We start from the raw sequence: 20,194 nt of genomic DNA, 5'->3' as shown, positions 1-20,194 counted from the left end.
AAAACCACCAACCTTTAATTAAATCTGGTTAACTATTCTTTCGAATAGCCATATTTAATTTGTCTGTCAATAAGTACATGACAGGCACTATTACTAACGTCAAAAAGGTAGCAAAGGTTAACCCAAATATTACAGTCCAAGCCATTGGGCCCCAAAAATCTGCGTTGTCCCCTCCTACATAAAATTGGGGGTCATAGGAGGACAATAAAGAGCTAAAGTTTATGTTCATACCTATGGCTAAAGGAATCAACCCAAGGACGGTAGTGATAGCGGTCAGCAATACAGGCCGCAGTCTTGTCTTTCCGCCTTGTATGATACTACTTAGCAATTCCCCATAGGGTAGGTATTCGCCTTCCTGAATACCCAACTCCTCCCGTTTCCGTTCTCTCACCAAGTTAGTATAGTCAATAAGTACAATGGCGTTGTTTACCACAACTCCAGCAAGGGAGATAATGCCAATTCCAGTCATAATGATCACAAAATCCATGTTGAATACCACAAGGCCTAAAAAGACGCCAATGGTACTAAACACCACAGATGCCATGATGATAAATGGAGTGGCAAAGGAGTTGAACTGGGCAACTATGATCAGAAATATCACTGAAACAGCGATCATTAAAGCCCTAGTCAAGAATTCCGCAGATGCTTCCTGCTGCTCTTGTTCCCCCGTAAACTTAAGGGTAATACCATCTGGAATTTCCATTCCTTGCACTAGGTTCCGGATTTGCTGGTTGATCTCTGTAGGATTATATCCATCCGTCACATTGGATGAAATGGTAATTACTCTGTTGAGGTCCTTCCTTTTGACCGAACCTAAGGTGGAACCATATTCTAAATCCGCCACAGCAGAGATCGGGACTTCGCGCTTATTTCCAAACTTATCCCTAAAATTAATTTTTTTGTTGATCAGCATGGACACGTCATAACGAAACTCATCCGCCAATCTCAACTGAATGGGGTAGTCGTCCTCCCCTTCTTTAAATTTCGAAACTTCCAATCCAAACAGTGCTGTCCTTAATTCATTAGCAATTGTCTGGGTAGAAAGCCCAAACCTTCTGGCACTTTCCCGGTTGATCTTCACCACCAATTCCGGGTTTCCTGTTTCAAGGTCTGATTTCAGCTCTTCGATACCGGCAATATTTGACCCATTTATCGAAGATCTCAACTCGTTTACCCAATCGATTAACTGTTCAAAATTCTCCCCGCTGGATTCGATATTGATAGGTTTGCCTACCGGTGGCCCTGCCGCTTGTTTAGTCAGGGTGATCTGCACGCCCGGGTAACCCTCAGCCATTTGCCTTATGTCCTCCATGACCCTGTTGGTATTGACCCCCTGTCTAAACTGGTATTCCAGAAATGCCAAGGTGATTTTTGCCTTGTGCGGGGTGGCAGCCTGGCTGGGCCCTTCCATTGGATCCCCAGTACCTTCTCCTATCTGAGTGATTACTGACTCCAAAATCTCTTCATAAGGTTCAAGTATTTGGTTAAGTTCTTCTTCAAACTCCAATACTTGACGGTTTGTGGCCTCTATATCTGTACCCATTGGCTTCTCGATAAAGATATTAACAAGAGCCGGCTCATTATCCGGAAAGAAAAGCACCTGAGGGGCTCTTATCACCAACAATGTCACCGATAACACCAATAAAACTAGGGTGCCCACAAAGAATAAAATGGGGTTTATGCCCCGTAATGCAACATGTAATGTGCGCTCATAAAAATGTTCCAATTTGTCCAAAAAAATATTTTGAAACCAGGCTATGGCTCTCCGCATGAAGAAAACATTGAATATTGTAAAGACCGAGGCCAGAATAAGTAGATTCCCTAATATGGGCCACCCCAAAATCAACAATATCACCGCCAGTGCAAATACGCCTATAGCTATTCGAACAGGCCTTTTCTTGGATTTGGGCTTTCCCACATCCTGAACCTTCATATACAATGAAGTAAGTACCGGATTTATGACTAATGCCACAAATAAGGAGGACGAAAGCACAATGATCAGCGTGATGGGTAGGTATTTCATGAACTCACCTACTATATCTTGCCAAAATGCCAAAGGTAAGAAAGCAGCCAATGTAGTGGCCGTAGAGGTAATGATCGGCCAAGCCACCTCTCCTACTCCTTCCTTTGCTGCACGGATTGGGGATTTTCCTTCCTGCATCAAGCGGTAGATATTTTCGACCACCACTATCCCATTATCCACCAACATGCCCAATGCAAGGATTAAAGAAAACAAGACCATGAGATTCAGGGTAATCCCCAAGGAATTGAGCACCAAAAACGAAATGAACATGGATAATGGTATGGCAATACCCACAAACAAGGCATTTCGAAAACCCAGGAAAAACATCAGCACCAACACCACGAAAATTACTCCTAGGATGATGCTGTTCTCCAAGTCGCTAACTTGGGCACGGGTGGTTTTGGACTGGTCATTGGTGATGGAAATTTCCAAATCGTCTGGAAAACGATTCGCCTTGGCATCGTCCAGAATCTTTTTGATTTCGTCAGAGGCATCCAGAAGGTTTTCGCCACTCCGCTTCGTTACGTTTACCGTAACCACTGGAAGCCCCTTGTTTCTGGCATAACTTTCCCTCTCTTTGAAGGTGTCCCTGACAACGGCAATATCTTTTAGATAGACGATTCTGTTTTCCTCTGTCTTAACTATGATTTCCTCTAATTCCTCAGGCCGTTCAAATTCCCCCGTGATCCTGAGTGACCTTCGAAAGTCCCCTGATCGCAGGTTCCCCCCCGAAATAGTGACATTTTCCGCACTTACTGCATCAGAAATATCACTGAAACTTACACCAAGTGCTTCCATTTTATGGATATCCGCATCAATCCTGATTTCCCTGTCCACTGTCCCCCTTAACTCTGCCTTGGAGATTTGGGGCAACTTCTCTATTTCATCCTCCAAGTATTCCCCATACCTTTTAAGTTCCACTTCGGAATAATTGCCGGAGAGGTTCACGTTCATAATGGGAAAGTCGGAGGTATTGATTTCTATCACATCCGGATCCCTGTCCAAGTCCGTTGGCAATTCGCTTTTGGACTTGTCCACAGCGTCCTTTACATCCTGTAGAGCCTTCGTTATTTCCACATTAGGGTTGAACTCTATCACGATAGAGGAAAAATCCTGAACCGATGTGGATTTAATATCCTTGATGTTATTAATGGACTTAAGCTCTTTCTCTATTGGCCTGGTTATCAGGTTTTCCATATCCACTGGCGAGTTGCCGGGATAGGAGGTGCCCACATAAATTGTAGGGATGACTACCTCTGGAAAACTTTCTTTGGGCATGGTTTGATAAGCGAAAATCCCCAGAAAGGCAATAATGAGCGTCAAAATCACCACGGAGGTCCTGTTGTTGATAGACAAGGAGGAGAGCCCAAATTCCCGAATGATTGATTTATTTTTGTCTTCTTGCATACTATTAAAGTTATTATTCTGCAATTTTCACCCTGAAATTATTACCCACTTCCCGGAATCCCCTGTCCACGAGCACCTCAGTGCCATCAAGGCCCTCTAGGATCTCTGTATTATCTCGCTGGGTCATTCCTCTTTTCACATATCTTTTTACGGAATTCTCATTCTCCACTACAAAGACATAATCCCCCTGATTATCCTGGAGGATAAGGTTATTGGAGACCATTACTGCATCTTCTTGTTCATAATCCTTAATCCTAAGGGTAGAAATCATATTAGGCTTAACCTTATCCACCCGTGGGAGAAACACCTCTACCTTAAAGGTCCTGTTGTTGGGATTAATGACGGCACCTACTGCGGTAACCTTGGTTTTAAACCTCTCATTCAGGGATGGGAACACTACCTCCACGGAATCCCCCTGACTTACAACGCCCACGTATCGTTCCGAAACATCAGCCTCCACATAAAGGTCACTCTCCCCTACAAAATTGACCATGGGGGAACCCGGTTGCACCAGTTCTCCCAGTCTTATCATCACTTCTTCCACAGTCCCATCAAATGGGGCCCTGATTACAGTCCTATCGAGCTGTGTTTCCATGGAAGCCAGGTTTTTTTCCAGGTTTTCTTTCCTGTTTTTTGCTTCCAAGTATTGGATCTCTGTACCTATTTCCTGTTCCCATAGCCTTTGTTGCTTCTCGAAAACGGTGTTTGCCAAGTCAAGCTGAGACTTGATCTCGTCCATGTTGCGTTGTATGGATTCGGCATCCACTATGGCCAACTCCTGCCCCCGTTTTACCCGCATACCTTCCACGGCCTTTACCTCCTGGATCCTACCCGTAACCTCGGCACTTATATTTACATTTTTTTTCGAGAGTACTGAGCCTGTCACCTCCACATAATGCGCAAAGTTGCCTACATCTGGTTTTGTCGTTGTTATTAACACTGCTTTCCTTTGCTCCCTGGCGAATTCGGGATCCTGAATGGCTATCTCTTTCGAAAGCTCCTCAATTTTAACCCTTAGTTCAGAATATTCCTTTTGGTACTTATCCAATTGGTTCTTCTTTTCGGCTAGCTCATCATTTTGGCAGGCAAATGACACTACCATGAGCCCAATAAGTAAAAGTGTAGTATATCTCTTCATTGTCGTAAGTATATTCACGCTTATTTTAAAATTCCTAATGCTTTCTCCAAGTCCACCTTGGCAATCAAGGCATCATATAAAGCAGAGTAATAATTGGTTTCGGCTTCTTTCAAATCGGCATCCGCCTCCACCACCTCAAAATTGGAACCCACCCCTTCTTGGTACTTGATGCGGGTCATTTCAAAAACCTCCTCGGCAAGTTGACGGTTCTCGTTTTGAACCTCCAAGGCCCTAAGGCTGTTCCTTAAGTCCTCTTTCGCTTGAATCTCCTCAAATCGGATGTTCTGCTTAGTGGCAAACATGGCATTTTCTAATTGCTTAATCTGCACTCTGTTCTGTTGTATCGCATAGCTCTTTCTCAGGCCATCAAAAATGGGGATATTCAGCCTAAAGCCAACAAAGGATGTGGAAAACCAACGGTCATGCACATATACATTCCGGAGTTCATCTGCACCAGTTACCCGTTGATAAGTACCGAATGCGTTCAGGGTAGGAATGTATTGTACCTGATTGTTTTTGAGGTCAAGGGTGGCCAATTCCAGGTTCTTTTCCATTTGATACACTTCAACCCTGGGGTCGGCATCCCTGGAAATCAAGTCTGTGAATGCCAACTCGTCTCCGGCAAACTCATTCAGGCGTTGCGAAAGAAAGATGTCCACCTCAAGCGGCAATCCCATATTCATTTTGAGTAGTTCCTTGCTTACCATAATCGAGGAGTTAACCCTGTCTATTTCTGTTTTCACATTGTTGAGCTGCACCCTAATTCTGGAAACATCCAATTTCTCCGCAAACCCCGCTTCCCTCATCGCCTCTGTTTCCTTGAGCAGTTGTTCCAGCCTTCGCTGGTTACCTTCTATCAACCCTCTTCGTTCCTCATTTACCAGCACCGTGAAATAGGCCTTCTTAATTTGCTCGATCACGTCCAGCTCCGCTTTCTCCTTGTCAAATTCCGTAAGGTCCTTTAAGGTTCTGGCAGCTTTCAGCCCTATGAAATAGGAACCATTAAATATCATCTGCTCCACTGTGGTATTTAGACTGGACTGATAAGGGACCGCAAATTCTAATACAGTTATATCGGAAGGAACATCAGAAGGAGGAGGAGCTCCCCCGTTTCCGTTACCATTTCCGTTACCGTTACCTCCAAAAAACCCACCAGCTTCAGCTGGCAAAATGATTAAAGGCGGCTGTATGTTTGCTGTAAATTCCAATACACTACTGATTTGGGGAAGTCCTTCTGACCGTCTTTCCCCCACTATGCCCCTGGAGGCTAGCACTTCCAACTGGGCGTTTTTGGCATCCACGTTGTTTTCTAAGGCAAACTGTATGCTTTCTTCCAGACTCATGCTCACACTTTCCTGAGCAAACCCCAATTGGGACGTAAGCACAAACAGTAGCGCAAAAAGAGATAAACTTTGGTTAAGTTTCATAATTATTCAGACTGGTGACTTATTTTTTCTTCGTAAATTTTTTTTCCTTTATCTGTCAATACCCCATATACAAAATGTTCGAAAATTTGTAACTGGGATTCTACGATGTTGAACTTGGATGGGTTAAATCGGGTGGGGTCAAACATCATGGAAAACTCCTCTATCCTGAGCTGAGCAATTATCTCTGAATTAATCTCAGGCCTGAAATAACCCAACTCCTTGCCCTTATCGAGGAGATCCACAATGCTCTTCCAAGCATATTCTTTTTTAAAATTCTCAAATTCCACATAGCATTTTGGGTAATATCTCTTGATCTCATTCAAAAGCATGGGATGCATATTGGAAAAACGTTCCCGAATAAACCTGGATATGGCTATCAATTGCTCTATCACCCCATCTGTGTCATTTTCCAAGGTTTCCAGATGGCATGCATCGTTGGAAAGTGCCTGGGTAAAAGTTTCGAATACCAATTCATCCTTATCTTTAAAGGTCTGGTAAATGGTTTTTTTTGATACTCCCGCCTCCCTTGCTAACTCATCCATGGTGACGGATTTAACGCCGTACCCTAGAAAAAGCAACTTTGCTGTGGCAATTATTTTCTCTCGTGTTTCCAATAGCTCTTCTTCAATAAATATCAGACCAAAAAACTATAGAAACTATTACAAAGTTCAAAGTTTCCAAAGTTTCTGAAGTAGACCCTACCAGCCTGTAAAAACAGAATAACACTAATTTAATTTATTATATTTTCTTCTACTTTATATTAAACACAAATTATCATTTATTATATTTATTTTATATTAAATTACATTTTTTAAATTTCAAAAAAATTCACTTTTTCAAAGTCTAATTTTAATCAAGTATCTTTGTCGCCCGGGTAGTAATGGGTAAAAAATGTTCAGTATCGTTCACAACCTTTCTACTCTGACTCTTAATCGGACACTTGATTTCTCCTGATTTTATCAATGTGGCCAAATTGTAATTGTCAAGACCAAAATTTTGTCACCATTGTTTACCTTTGCCTTTCCTTATCACATGATTAAAATCAAAGTATGTCCATGATTGTCTTTTTCCAGGTAAATCCCGAGCAAGTTTATGCTGTATCCGCTACCAGTTCATTTTCAGAAATTGAAATAAATCAACTTTCATGGCTATTTGGTGAAGCCAGACCATTGGACTCCAACATTTTGGAAGGGCCATTTGTGGGCCCTAGAAAAGAAATGATCACCCCATGGTCCACCAATGCGGTTGAAATCACACAAAATATGGGCATAAAGGGTATCCTTCGAATAGAGGCATATCGGAAAAAAGGAAAGGACACTGAATTTGACCCCATGTTACAATCCGTTTACAAGGAACTCAACACGGAACTCTTTGACATTCATGTGACCCCGAAAGCAGTACGGGAAATTCAGGATATTGGTGCATACAGCGAAAAAGAAGGGCTGGCTTTAAGCCAAGAAGAGGTGGTTTACCTGGAAGAAGTGAGTAAAAAACTGGGTAGGCCCCTTACGGATTCGGAAGTTTTCGGATTCAGCCAGGTAAATTCCGAACACTGCAGGCATAAGATTTTTAACGGCACATTTATAATAGACGGAAAGAAAAAGGAAGCTACCTTATTCCAACTGATAAAAAAAACGAGCCAAGCTAACCCGAACAGGATAGTCTCGGCTTATAAGGATAATGTGGCTTTTGTGAAAGGTCCCATGGCCCAGCAATTTTCTCCCCAGCGCCAGGACATCCCGGATTTTTTCAGGTATGAGGACATCCCCACCGTGCTTTCCCTAAAGGCCGAAACCCATAACTTCCCCACTACCGTAGAACCCTTCAATGGGGCGGCGACAGGATCAGGTGGTGAAATACGTGACAGACTGGCCGGGGGAACAGCGTCAATACCTTTGGCAGGTACAGCCGTTTATATGACCTCCTACCCTAGAAGTGAAAAAGGGAGAACATGGGAAAAAAACCTACCTGAAAGGGGCTGGCTTTATCAAACCCCTATGGACATACTCATTAAAGCCTCCAATGGAGCCAGTGATTTTGGCAACAAGTTTGGCCAACCCCTTATCTGCGGAAGCGTACTTACCTTTGAGCACGAGGAAGAAGGCAAGTCTCATGCCTATGACAAAGTGATCATGCTAGCGGGAGGAATTGGTTTCACCCGTGCTCCCTATGCACAAAAAAAGATTCCAAAAAAAGGGGACAGTATTGTTGTGATGGGTGGAGACAATTATCGCATAGGCATGGGGGGCGGAGCTGTTTCTTCTGTAAATACTGGAGAATTTAGTAACCTGATAGAGCTGAATGCCATTCAACGCTCCAATCCCGAAATGCAGAAACGGGTAGCAAATGTGATAAGGGCCATGGCCGAACATCCTGATAACCCCATTATCTCCATACATGATCACGGGGCTGGGGGGCATTTAAACTGCCTTTCCGAATTGGTAGAAGAAACCGGTGGCCATATTGCAGTGGAAAAGCTCCCCGTGGGAGACCCTACTCTCTCTGCGAAGGAAATCATCGGCAATGAATCCCAGGAAAGGATGGGCCTGGTCATTGACAAAGCAAACCTATCTACCTTAAAGTCCATCGCAGAAAGAGAAAGAGCCCCATTTTATGAGGTAGGAAAAACTACCGGGGACATGCGTTTCACTTTTGAGAACTGCAATACCGGAGAAAAGCCTATGGATTGGGAGTTGGCCCACATGTTTGGCTCCTCTCCAAAGACCATCCTAGAGGACACCCTACAATCTCACCAATTCCCAACCTTATCCTATGACCCCTCTCTTTGGCAGGAATACCTCAGCGAAGTCCTGCAAATTGAAGCGGTTGCCTGCAAGGATTGGCTTACCAACAAAGTGGACAGATCAGTGACAGGGAGAGTAGCCACTCAGCAAACCACTGGAGCTATTCAGTTACCGCTCAATAACGTGGCCGTAATGGCACTGGACTACACGGGGAAAAAAGGAATAGCAACTTCGATTGGTCACGCACCTGTGGCAGCACTGGTGGACTCCGCCGCCGGTTCACGGTTGGCCATTGCAGAAGCCCTTACCAATTTGGTATGGACACCCATTGCAGAGGGCTTGCAGGGGGTATCCCTTAGTGCTAACTGGATGTGGCCGGCCAAAAATCCCGGAGAAAACAGCAGGCTTTACCAGGCCGTAGAAGCATGTAGTGAATTTGCCCTGGCCCTAGGTATTAACATACCTACTGGGAAAGACAGTCTTTCCATGACCCAAAAATACCCTAACGGAAAGACAGTCTACTCACCTGGTACGGTAATCATATCCACAATAGGAGAATGTGAGGACATCCGAAAAACAGTCACCACCGACTTGAAGAGTGAAAAGGAAACCCAATTGCTTTATTTGGACTTTTCAGGTCAACCTCTTGCACTAGGAGGTAGCTCATTTGCTCAAATCTTAAACCAAGTGGGTGAAAAAACGCCTGATTTAACGAACCCCGAATACTTTGCAAAGGCCTTTCAAGTTGTACAGGAATTAGTGAAAGAGGAGTTGGTATTAGCGGGTCATGATATTTCGGCAGGAGGTTTAATCACAGCACTATTGGAAATGTGTTTTCCCAATCCCCAAATCAGCCTAAACTTGACCCATAACCCAAATAGTGATGACCCAATCCCCTATCTTTTTGCAGAAAACCCAGGAGTATTGCTACAGGTTAGGGTTACTGAACCCATAGAAGAATTGCTTAAAAAGTCAAGAATCAAATACCAAATCCTTGGCGAAATACTTGTTCAACCTAATTCAGCCCAACATAATGGAAAGATATCCTGGCCTTGGCTTAAAACGGATCTGGATATAACCTCTTACCGAAAAAAATGGTTTACCTCTAGTTACCTGCTTGACCGGAAGCAGAGCGGAGTAGAACTTGCAAAAACAAGATTTGAACAGTTTGAAAACCAAACCCTAAAATTTGACTTTGGAAGGGATTGGAAAGGTACCTTTGAATCCTTGGGTATAAGGAAAGAAAATAGGGAAAAAGCGAAAGTAAACGCTGCGATTATACGTGAAAAAGGAGTAAACGGCGATAGGGAAATGGCCTATGCTTTATATATGGCCGGGTTTGAGGTGAAAGATGTTCACATGACCGATTTAATTACAGGTAGGGAATCCCTAGAAGACGTTCAAATGATTGTCTTTGTGGGTGGATTCTCCAATTCCGATGTTTTAGGGTCTGCCAAGGGATGGGCAGGTGCCTTTTTATATAATGAAAAAGCAAAGAAAGCCTTGGACAATTTTTACGCCAGGCCGGATACACTTAGTCTTGGGGTGTGTAATGGGTGTCAATTAATGGTGGAGCTGGGCTTGATATATCCCGAGCATGAAAAACAACCCAAAATGCAGCACAATGAAAGCCAAAAGTTCGAGTCTAATTTTGTTAACGTGGATATACCCCCTACCAACTCAGTGATGCTTGGGTCATTGGCTGGAAAAAGATTAGGGGTATGGGTGGCACATGGAGAGGGTAAATTTGAGCTACCTCTTGGAAAAGAAGATTATCAACTAGCCATGACCTATAGTTATAGTCAATATCCTGGCAACCCAAATGGTTCCCGTTTCAACGCCGCTGGGATCAGCTCTGCAGATGGTAGACACTTGGCCATGATGCCCCACATTGAGCGGTCCCTATTTCCTTGGAATTGGCCACATTACCCCGCTGAATGGAAAAAGGAGGACATTTCCCCTTGGGTTGAGGCCTTTGTAAATGCTCGAAAATGGGCAGAGGCCCAATAGAAAAAATAAAACCTGCCCAGAAGGCAGGTTTATTTTTTTAGTATGCTTCAATCAATTTTTTTACATAGCCATATGATAGCCCCCAAACCTCCGGAGGTTGTAGGTAAGGGTCAACATGAAATATTGGCGTAACACCTGGGTGCGAACATCCTCGACAAATACATCCGTTACATTCCTATCGATAGAGGTGTTTTGATTCAACAAGTCAAAAACCGTTAATTTAATTTCGGTTTTTTTGTTGGGGGGAATCCTGTAACCTACATCTAGGTTAAACAAGAGTATGGATTGATCAAAATCCTCTCCTAGACCTCGGTAAATTTGATGGTTGACATTACTTCCCAAGAATCCACCCCCGAGGAAGTTCCAAAACAGATCCAGTCTGGTGTTCTGGGTATAAAAGTTGTTCTCCAGTTCCCTTTGTAAACTGCTGCTCACCATGCTATACTCCCCTCTTGTGGTAAGGTTAAAATCCACCCTTTCACTGATATTACTGCTTAGCACAAAACCTTGGGAAATCCCTGTATTCCTGTTGAAGTTGCTTTGACTATTTATTATTCCGGGTCGGTTGTTCATCCTAATACCCGTATTGATATTTAAGTTACTTTTCATAAACCGGAGAGGGAAACCATAACTGCTGTAGGCCCTAAAAAACCAATAATTGTCCAAGTTGACCGGTCTACTGAATTGACCTCCCTGGGGCAGCAAAACTTCTCCCTGTATCAAAGTATCCCTGGATGCAACAAAGGTTTCATTTCCGATAAAATCGGGTCTAATATGTGTGTAAACAAAAAACATAAAGGACTTATTGGTTTCTGGGTTTATTCTTCTGTACCTGGCCATCATTCTATGGCTGTATTCCTGCACCAAATCAGGATTCCCATTGGAAATCTGCATAGGGTTAGCATTGCTGATCACATCCTGTAATTGCCTGATAGTAGGGGCTGTGGTTCTGGTGTTGTAATCCAGGCGCAAGGTGCTCAAGTCATTAACCTGGTAGTTCATCACCACCCTAGGCAACAGGTTGGTAAAGGTACGCTGGGTATTTTCAAAGCCAGGGAAAATCCGGTCACTATCAATATTCGCAGATTGCATATAGAGGTTAGAGAAAATCGATAGCTTTTTGGTCCTGTAACTATATCCCAAGCCTGCCCTTTGGGTCATATAACTGTTTTCAAATTGGTTGGACAAGGCACTGTCCAAATTCACTATGCCAGTCTCCTGTTCCTGTACCAACACTTCTTGATCGGTATCCGACAAATTGTTGGACAATTGATAGGTGACTCTTAATCGGGATTTTTCACCTATAGGTTCGAAGAAATTGACTCTTGCGTTATAATAAAAACTGCTGTATAGGTTTTCTCTGAATTGAATAAGGCTATCCAACTGCTCTGTCTGAAGGTTTTGGTTTACTGCCACCAAATCAGACGTGCTTTCGCTATCGTAAGTACTTGTATAGACATGGGTAGAAATGGCCCTTCCGGGTTTGTTAAACTTATACCGATAGGTCAAGGAATTTCCAAAGTTCATGGATTGCCTATTATGCTCAGTAACATTATCGTTTCTACTTATTGGCGTTTCCGCATCAAATAGGTTCAGGGCATTTCTGGTTCTCACCGAGGAGCGGTGATCCATACCAAATCTAGGCCTAATGATTAAGGCGTGTTTTTCATTGATGTTATAATCGATGCGGAAGTTCATCCGGTGACTTTGTGTGCTGCTCTGGTCCAATTGATCCTCATTGTACAATTGAAGACTGTCATTTGGGAGGACATATTCCCTGGAGGAACTTCTCTGCATTACATTTTCACGATCATTAAATAGGTAGCTTCCAGTTAGCTTTAGTTTTTCACCCAAGTACTCATCAGAGAAATTAACCCCAACGGCATTCGTATTGGTTATTCCCGGCAGGTTGCCCACTGTAAGCTCATTCCCTCCCCTCCTACTATCGTCTCCTTCTATGTTTCCCAGCTCATCGGAACCGAAATTCTGCTGGTTAATGTTGTTGCTCAGCGCCAAAATAGATAGACGTTGGGCTTCTTTAAAAAGATTTAGATTACCCCCGGCGATATAATTATTGTCGGTACCGTATCCCCCATAAAACTTCCCAAACTGACCCGACCTTTTATCTTCCTTGGTTATGATATTGATGGTTTTTATAGTTTCCCCATCATCATAGCCGGTTAGTTGAGCCTCGTCACTACGTCTGTCCAAAAACTCAATTCTATCCACCACTTCCGCAGGTAGGTTTTTTAAAGCAGCAGCAGGGTTGTCTCCAAAGAATGGACGACCATCGACCAATACTTCCATTACCTGTTCCCCCTGTACTTCCACTACACCGTTTTGAATGACCACTCCTGGCATTTTCCTGACCAACTCATCCGCATCCGCCTCTGGGCGTGTGCGAAAAGCGGCAGCATTAAAAGCCACTGTATCTCCCCTCACTTCTCCCCTTAAAGCATCTGCCTGAATTTCGAAAGCCTCCAATTCCTGCCCTTCACTTATCAGCAAGAAAGTCCCCAGATTATTGTCCTCTGGGCTGCTTCTTTTTTCGCTGATGGAAGAATAACCTATATAGCTGACTTCTACGATAAACGATTTTTCGGAAGGTTTTTTAATCTGAAAGGATCCATCAAAGTCCGTAAAGGTAGAACTCAATGTTTCCCCTTCTTCATTTTTCAAAAAAACATAAGCGCCGTATAGCTCTTCTTTGGTTTGTTCATCTAAAACTTTACCCTTCAAATTCTCTTGTGCCCATATGCAAAAAGTGTACAGAAATAATAATGGAAAAATGAAATAAAACTTCATCATGAAATAAATTTTAGGTATGAATCAATGAATTTTGTGCAAGATGCCAAAGCAAAAGAACACTCCATATGTGAAATTATACCAAAGTGAAATTATGGTGTTATATGGTAATTTTTTTTTATGGGCACTTTGATGAAAACTAATTTTCCCAAACTTTCGCTATTAATTAAAAAAATGATAGAATAATTAACCGTAAAGGCATAAAATCACAATAACTATCAAAATATTTTTTTGAATTGAAAATTAACCATTTGTGGAAGGATAAGTAATTAGTTCATCAAAGGATTTGCATTAAAAAAAAAGGCTTCCTACCTTTGTCCCACCTTAGAGATAAGGGGAAAAATTGACCCATGGTGTAACTGGCAACACGTCTGATTTTGGTTCAGAAGAGTCTAGGTTCGAGCCCTAGTGGGTCAACAAAAAAACCACTCCGTTAGAGTGGTTTTTCTTTTTTAAGGAAAAAGCATAAACGCCCAAAAATTTCTCGAAAAAGTTCATTTGCCATTCCTGGAAAATGTGAACTTGGGCATTTATGCGTTGATCAAGCTGTTATACAGTCATATAAGCGAAATTCCTGCCAAAATTACCATATCCCCTTTGATTATAAAAAAAGGGGCCTCTAGCCCCTTTTTTCTATTTAATTAATATCCCGGATTTTGGGGAAGTAAATTTGGATTCACATCTATCTCGATTCTGGGGATAGGCATCAAATAATCCCTAGAAGGATCAAAGCTGGAGTGTGGCTCCAAGGCATCTGGACCGTGAAATACCTGTTCTCCCAAACGTCTCCTTTTAATATCATACCATCTTTTGAATTCGAAAGCCAGCTCAAGCCTTCTTTCTTCTAATACCAAATCGATAAAATCATCCTTGCTCATCCCCCCTTGAACGTCTTCGGGGAAAGACCTCATCACCCCTCCGGCATTCCTTGCTCTGGTCCTGATTTGGTTGACATAGCCAATTGCCTCAGCTGTGGGGCCATTATTTACCTCAGCAGCCGCTTCAGCCGCCATCAACAAAACTTCAGCAAAACGCATCGCTGGATAATTGTGGTCGGAATACCTTCCGTCAGCATTTGCATTGCCCGGGAACCTTATATACTTTGCGATATGAGGTCTTTGCGTGTTGTCAAAAACGGTGTAAGGCTGCATTACTCCATCTACCAAAGTAGAGTCCGCAAAACTTACCTGTTTTCTATAATCCCTTTCATCCCAAGTGTTAAAAACTGCCAATGAAGGTACAATCACACTCCAGCCCAACTCATCTCCTCCTCGAACGCCAGTCATAGGTGCCATCAAGTCATCATTTGCACCTCCACCACCAGCCTGCTGGCCTAGAAATTCTACTGCAAAAACATGCTCGCGCATATTATTCGCCAGTTCAGCCCTAAACAAATCCTGAAAATCAGCCTCCAGAACATACCCAAACCTCCCTTGGTTATCAATCACCCATTTTGATTCCTCATAGGCTCTATTGAAGTCCTCCAAAGTGAGGAAGACAGAGGCTAAATAAGCAGCAGCAGTCCCCTTGGTAGGCCTTGAACGGACATCGGAGGGTTGCTGGTCTGGCAAATGTTGTTTGGCAAATTCCAAATCAGCTACGATGCTTTGATAAATTTGGTCAGCAGGCGTACGAGAGATTTCCTTTACCAGTTCAGGATTGGTAATGAAGAAGTCTATAAAAGGCAAATCCCCAAACATCCTTACCAAATGATAATAGCTAAATGCTCTTACAAACCTGGCTTCAGCGGTAAGCCTGTTAAATGATTCCTGTGGTAAGTCCAGGCTCTCCGCTCCGGAAATGGCAGCGTTGGCCGCACTGATGATTTGGTACCAGTAGGGCCAAAAGGAATTCACCATGCCGTTGTTGTCATCCATGTTGAAGTCATTGACTTGTTGCCTTTCCGCGGGGGTTCCCCTATCTCCTATGTCGCACATGTCGCTGCGAAGCATTAGGGCACTTACAAATTGTCTTCCATAAATCCTTTCAGAAGCCAACCATCCGTAAGCCCCAAAAATGGCAATTTCAACATCCCTTTCGGAACTAAACAAACTTTCTGGAGCAAGCAAACCAATCGGGCGCTCCTCCAAATCGGTACATCCGAATATCAGTCCCAAAGTCAGAACTGCAACTATACTGTTTTTTATTATCTGCTTCATGATCTTCTTACTTAACTGTTAAAAACCTACATTTAAGCCGAACGTATAATTCTTGGCATTGGGATAACTTCCGTAGTCTAGGCCAAGGTTTCGGTTACCATTCGTACCTCCTCCAGTGTTGTAGTTCACCTCAGGATCATATCCCGGATAGCTTGTGAAAGTCAGAATATTCTGGGCACTCACATATACTCTCAGTCTACTTACTCCTAAACGTTCGATGAGGGGCTGCGGTAAATTATAGCCCAGTGCAAGGTTTTTGAGCCTTGTAAAGGTGCCGTCGTAAATCCATCTGGTGGAAACCCTTCTGGTCCTGCCATTTGCCGCCTTAGGGACGTCGGTATTCGTGTTGGTAGGTGTCCATCTATTCAATGCATTGGTGGTGGCATTGTTGATGCCAGATAAAAGGTCCAACTCCATCAGCGTATAGCTCAGGATATCGTTTCCGTACGAACCCTGGAAGAAAATATTAAGGTCAAAGTTCTTCCACCTAAAGTCATTGTTCCATCCCCAAATAAAATCTGGATGAGGGTTCCCAATGATAGCCCTGTCATCAGCGTTCAAAACGCCATCACCATTAATATCCCTGAATTTTTCTCCACCAAGGGTTTGCTCAAAGCCACCTCCGGGAATAAAGTCATCCCCTTCTTGGTAAACTCCATCATAGGTCCAGCCAAAGAAGCTTCCCACCGGAAACCCTTCGCTTAGCAGCTGTGTGGCTCCCAAACCTACCATATGACCAGGACCGGAACCGTATTGTATATCCGTTCCTTCTGGCAAAGTAAGTATGCTGTTCACATTCCTGGAAATATTGATATCCATATCCCACTGAAACGCACCTACCAGGTTCCGGGAGCCTAGGGTAAGTTCTACCCCTTTGTTTTCTACTTGGCCGATGTTCTGCAATTGGTTAGTATATCCCGAATACCGAGGCAGGGGAACTGAAAACAACAAGTCAGAGGTCACCATCCTGTAATATTCGGCAGAAAGGGTGATCCTGTCATCATAGAATCCTATATCCGTACCTATGTTAAGTTGTGCGGTGGTTTCCCAGGTGAGGTTGTCATTCGCTACTGTAGTCGGCCTTACCGCATTTACAGGAACCCCATTCTGGATGGTGAAGACAGGTGAAAAACGCGCTAAAGTTTGAAATGGGGAAATTGCCTGATTACCGGTGATACCATAGCTACCTCTCCACTTCCAGAAACTGATCAAATCGGAAGTTTCCAAGAACCTTTCGTTTTTCATATTCCAAGCAACAGCACCGGAAGGGAAAAATGCCCACTTGTTGTTTCTACTAAAGGTAGAAGAGCCATCATAACGCGCATTGAAAGTAACCAAAAACCTATCCATAAAAGAATAATTCGCCCTACCATAAAAGGAACTAATCACCCAATCGCTTATTCCGGAATTTGGGGTTTGCCAAACTGCAGCCGATCCTAGGTTCCAATAGGAAAAGGCATCGGTAATGAAGTTTTGGCCCCTTGCTCCCCAGTTTTCGTTTACGGAGGATTGGTAGGAATATCCCCCCATGGCTGATACGGTATGGTTTTCGCCAATATTCTTAGTATAGGTCAGGTAATTTTCATTCAAAAGAAGTGTGCTTCTCGAAGCATTTATCCTAGCATCCCCTCCTACGTTTCTTCCCTCGGTTACAGTAGTAGGAGAAAACATTCCTGTTCTACCTGAATTAGTAGTAGCACCAAAGGTGGTCCTGAATTTCAAATTATCCGCTAGGTCATACTCAGCAAATAAGTTTCCTTGAAACCTGTCATTTTGACTTTGATTTTCCAAGGATGTAGCCACTGCATAGGGATTGTCATGGGGATCATTTAACCTAGCAACGGTAAACCTGCCATCGGGTCTTCGAATGGGTTGGTCAGGCTCAAATTTAAAAGCAGAAGATACCACACCAGGAGTAAGTCCTCCAGAACCTTCTTGTGTCCTTACCCCATCGCTCTCACTTCTTTGAGCAAAAATATTCAACCCGAACTTCAATTTATCCGTGGCCTGTACATCCAGGTTACTGGTAATGGAAAATCGGGTGAAGTTGGAATTGACGATAACCCCTTTTTGGTCAAAATAAGCACCGGAAACATAATAATTCACCCCATCATTCCCGCCGGAAACAGACAATTGGTAGTTTTGTATTGCACCTGGCCGGAAGATCTGATCCTGCCAATCTGTGTTGGATCCCAAGGGCTCAATATTTGGTCTTGCTTCCCTGATGTAGTCAATAAACTGGTCAGCGTCCAAAAGATCCAGTCTATTAATTTCATTTTGCATGGAATAGGAAGAATTGAATTCGATTCTTGCCTTTCCTTTGGCTCCCCTTCTGGTGGTAACCATTATAACGCCATTAGCTCCCCTGGATCCATATATGGCAGTTGCAGAGGCATCCTTCAATACTTCTATTGATTCAATGTCCTCTGGAGGAGGCATGGCGGCACCAATGAAACCATCCACTACAAAAATCGGGTCGCTGCTGGCATTGATGGAAGTCCCACCCCTAATCCTAACTTTATAATCAGCACCAGGGGCACCATTGTTGGCCTGAATTTGAACACCTGCAGCTCTTCCTTGTAATGCCTGTACTGCATTGATCGCAGGGAAAGCAGTTAATTGTTCGGATTTTACTGAGGATATGGCTCCGGTAAGGTCACTTCGCTTTTGAGTACCATACCCTATTACCACCACTTCTTCAAGGGAGGATTGGTCTTCTCTCAAAATAATACTTAATTCCGTCTGGTTACCCACTGCAACACGTTGGGATTGGTAACCAATAAAAGACACCACCAATACAGCTCCTTCCTCCACATTTAGGGTAAAATAACCGTCGATATCAGTGGCCGTTCCAGTATTGGTGCCGTCAATTACCACCGTGGCACCTGGTACCGGCTCCCCATTTTCTTCCACTACTCTTCCTCTTACCTCTATCCTGTCCTCCATGGATACATTCTCGTCTATGTTGGCATGGATGGTAGAGGCTTGAGGGGATTTTTTTGGGTTAGGAGTAACATAAATGTTGTTATTCATCCTCCTGAATGCCAAGCTTGTAGCCTCAGACAGATATTCCAAGACTTCCTTTAGGTTGCCTTCAGAAAAGGAAAATGTGAACAAACGGTCCTGCTGATACAGTTTCTGGTTATAAGTGAAACTAAAACCAGTTTCTGTTTCTATGTGGTCAAAAACCTCTTTGATGGTTTTTGACTCCACTTTAATACTTACCTTGACATCCTCCAAGTTTTGGCTATTGGATGGTAATGCGAAGATCATCTGCATCGCCACCAACTGAATAATCAAGGCGTAAAAAAGCCTCTTTGATGCCATGATCAATAGTTTTAGTAAATGAATTTTCATAATTTTAAGTGCTTTAAAATTCTTTGAGTACGTTAATTGAAATGAATTTTGAGCAGGGCTTGGTACTGTTGGAGCAGTGGCCAAGCCCCCTTTTTTCGATTATTTAATGCTTCATAGGCGTTTTGGGTTATTTACAGTCTTTTATTGTTATTTTTATGGTTTTATTATTGTTTTCCAATAAGTAGTTGAAATCCAAGATATGTTCCATCCCCTTTAGAATCGTCTCTATACGTTCTGCCTCATAGGTGCCGGTAATTAGGCAGCTTTTGCTTTTGGGGGTTGCTAAGAGTTTTATGTCAACTCCATACGCCCTCTCCAGTATATGAAAAACATTCTCAATGGGCTCATCCTCAAACACTAACTTCCTGTTCATCCAACCTAAATAAAATTCGGGATTCACTTCTTGAATGGTTAGCCCCTCCCCTGCTATGACGGCCTGCTGCCCACTTTCCAGTTCCACTCCATGGAAATGGTGAGGGGATTGGACCCTTACTTTGCCTGAGGCTACCGTCACCTCGGTTTTACCGTTACTATGAATGTTGAAACTTGTGCCCAGGACAGTAATTTCATTGTTTCCGGAATAAACCGTAAAAGGTCTTTTGGGATCTGGCTTTATGTCAAAAAATGCCTCTCCCTCCAAATAAACTTGCCTGTGATCGGGGCCGAATGACTCTGGAAACCTCAACGTGCTTTTTTCATTGATGCGGATGATACTCCCATCCGTTAGGGCTACCGTAGAGCGCATGGAAGCCGACGTGGACTTTTCCACCCAAGCAATTTCTGCTTCAGGTTGGCTCATGAATGTAAGAAGCCCAAATACCACCATACCCAGCAAGGCTAGTGAGGCCGCATACTTCATGAGCATGGTAAATGGCCTAGGCTTGGCGGAGGACACCCTGGCTTTTTGTAGTCTTTTTAGGACTTTTGCTCTAGCACTTTCAGATTCGTCCGTGCTTGGAGAGTTACCTCGAATAGCCAATTCGTCCAGTAAGGAGTCGAATTTTTCTTTTTCGGTAGCGGATAGTTTACCCGAAAAGTACTTCTTTGCTAATTGTGTTAAGTGCTTTTTAACCATTTCCTTTTTGGCCGATATAAAAGGAAGTACCCAAATAAAAGGGGGTCAG

General features: G+C 43.3%; 9 protein-coding genes and 1 tRNA gene. 2 read left to right on the top strand and 8 right to left on the bottom strand.

What is annotated here, in order from left to right:
• Window positions 1-28: 28 nt before the first annotated feature.
• From DB520_RS15935 to DB520_RS15920, 4 genes are read right to left on the bottom strand one after another with little or no spacing between them, the layout of a single operon-like run.
• Window positions 29-3,430, bottom strand: coding sequence for an efflux RND transporter permease subunit (locus tag DB520_RS15935; protein WP_114750723.1), 3,402 nt, complete (start codon window positions 3,428-3,430; stop codon window positions 29-31).
• 13 nt (window positions 3,431-3,443) lie between these two features.
• Window positions 3,444-4,568: an efflux RND transporter periplasmic adaptor subunit gene (locus DB520_RS15930; RefSeq protein ID WP_114750722.1), complete on the bottom strand. Its 1,125-nt coding sequence runs from the start codon at window positions 4,566-4,568 to the stop codon at window positions 3,444-3,446.
• A gap of 20 nt (window positions 4,569-4,588) precedes the next feature.
• The gene (locus DB520_RS15925) at window positions 4,589-5,995 is read right to left on the bottom strand and encodes a TolC family protein (RefSeq protein ID WP_114750721.1); all 1,407 of its coding nucleotides are present in this window, start codon (window positions 5,993-5,995) and stop codon (window positions 4,589-4,591) included.
• A gap of 2 nt (window positions 5,996-5,997) precedes the next feature.
• Window positions 5,998-6,609 (bottom strand): TetR/AcrR family transcriptional regulator, encoded by a 612-nt coding sequence (locus tag DB520_RS15920; protein ID WP_114750720.1) that lies wholly within the window; start codon window positions 6,607-6,609, stop codon window positions 5,998-6,000.
• 441 nt (window positions 6,610-7,050) lie between these two features.
• Here DB520_RS15920 and purL point away from each other — a divergent pair, with 441 nt between their 5' ends.
• Window positions 7,051-10,749 (top strand): phosphoribosylformylglycinamidine synthase, encoded by a 3,699-nt coding sequence (purL, locus tag DB520_RS15915; RefSeq protein WP_114750881.1) that lies wholly within the window; start codon window positions 7,051-7,053, stop codon window positions 10,747-10,749.
• Window positions 10,750-10,809: 60 nt separating this feature from the next.
• Here the strand turns inward: purL and DB520_RS15910 are convergent, their stop codons facing one another.
• The gene (locus tag DB520_RS15910; protein WP_114750719.1) at window positions 10,810-13,557 is read right to left on the bottom strand and encodes an outer membrane beta-barrel protein; all 2,748 of its coding nucleotides are present in this window, start codon (window positions 13,555-13,557) and stop codon (window positions 10,810-10,812) included.
• A gap of 341 nt (window positions 13,558-13,898) precedes the next feature.
• On the opposite strand from DB520_RS15910, the gene DB520_RS15905 reads away from it, so the two are divergent.
• Window positions 13,899-13,971 (top strand) — tRNA-Gln (locus DB520_RS15905).
• 224 nt (window positions 13,972-14,195) lie between these two features.
• Here the strand turns inward: DB520_RS15905 and DB520_RS15900 are convergent.
• The 3 genes from DB520_RS15900 to DB520_RS15890 all read right to left on the bottom strand — a co-directional run bounded on the left by DB520_RS15900 (window position 14,196) and on the right by DB520_RS15890 (window position 20,145).
• Window positions 14,196-15,713 carry a RagB/SusD family nutrient uptake outer membrane protein gene (locus tag DB520_RS15900; protein ID WP_114750718.1) on the bottom strand — a complete coding sequence of 506 codons (1,518 nt, stop codon included), beginning with the start codon at window positions 15,711-15,713 and terminating at the stop codon, window positions 14,196-14,198.
• Between the two features lie 18 nt (window positions 15,714-15,731).
• On the bottom strand, window positions 15,732-19,040 hold the full coding sequence (locus tag DB520_RS15895) for a SusC/RagA family TonB-linked outer membrane protein (protein WP_232835011.1): 3,309 nt from the start codon (window positions 19,038-19,040) through the stop codon (window positions 15,732-15,734).
• 157 nt (window positions 19,041-19,197) lie between these two features.
• Entirely contained in the window at window positions 19,198-20,145 is a 948-nt protein-coding gene (locus DB520_RS15890; RefSeq protein ID WP_114750716.1) for a FecR family protein, read from the bottom strand.
• Window positions 20,146-20,194 lie beyond the last annotated feature (49 nt).

Origin of the sequence: Pleomorphovibrio marinus (genome assembly GCF_003347495.1) — a bacterium.
Taxonomy (GTDB): domain Bacteria; phylum Bacteroidota; class Bacteroidia; order Cytophagales; family Cyclobacteriaceae; genus Pleomorphovibrio; species Pleomorphovibrio marinus.
The sequence above is the reverse complement of the archived record's forward strand: the minus strand, read 5'-3'. Positions and strand labels throughout refer to the sequence as shown.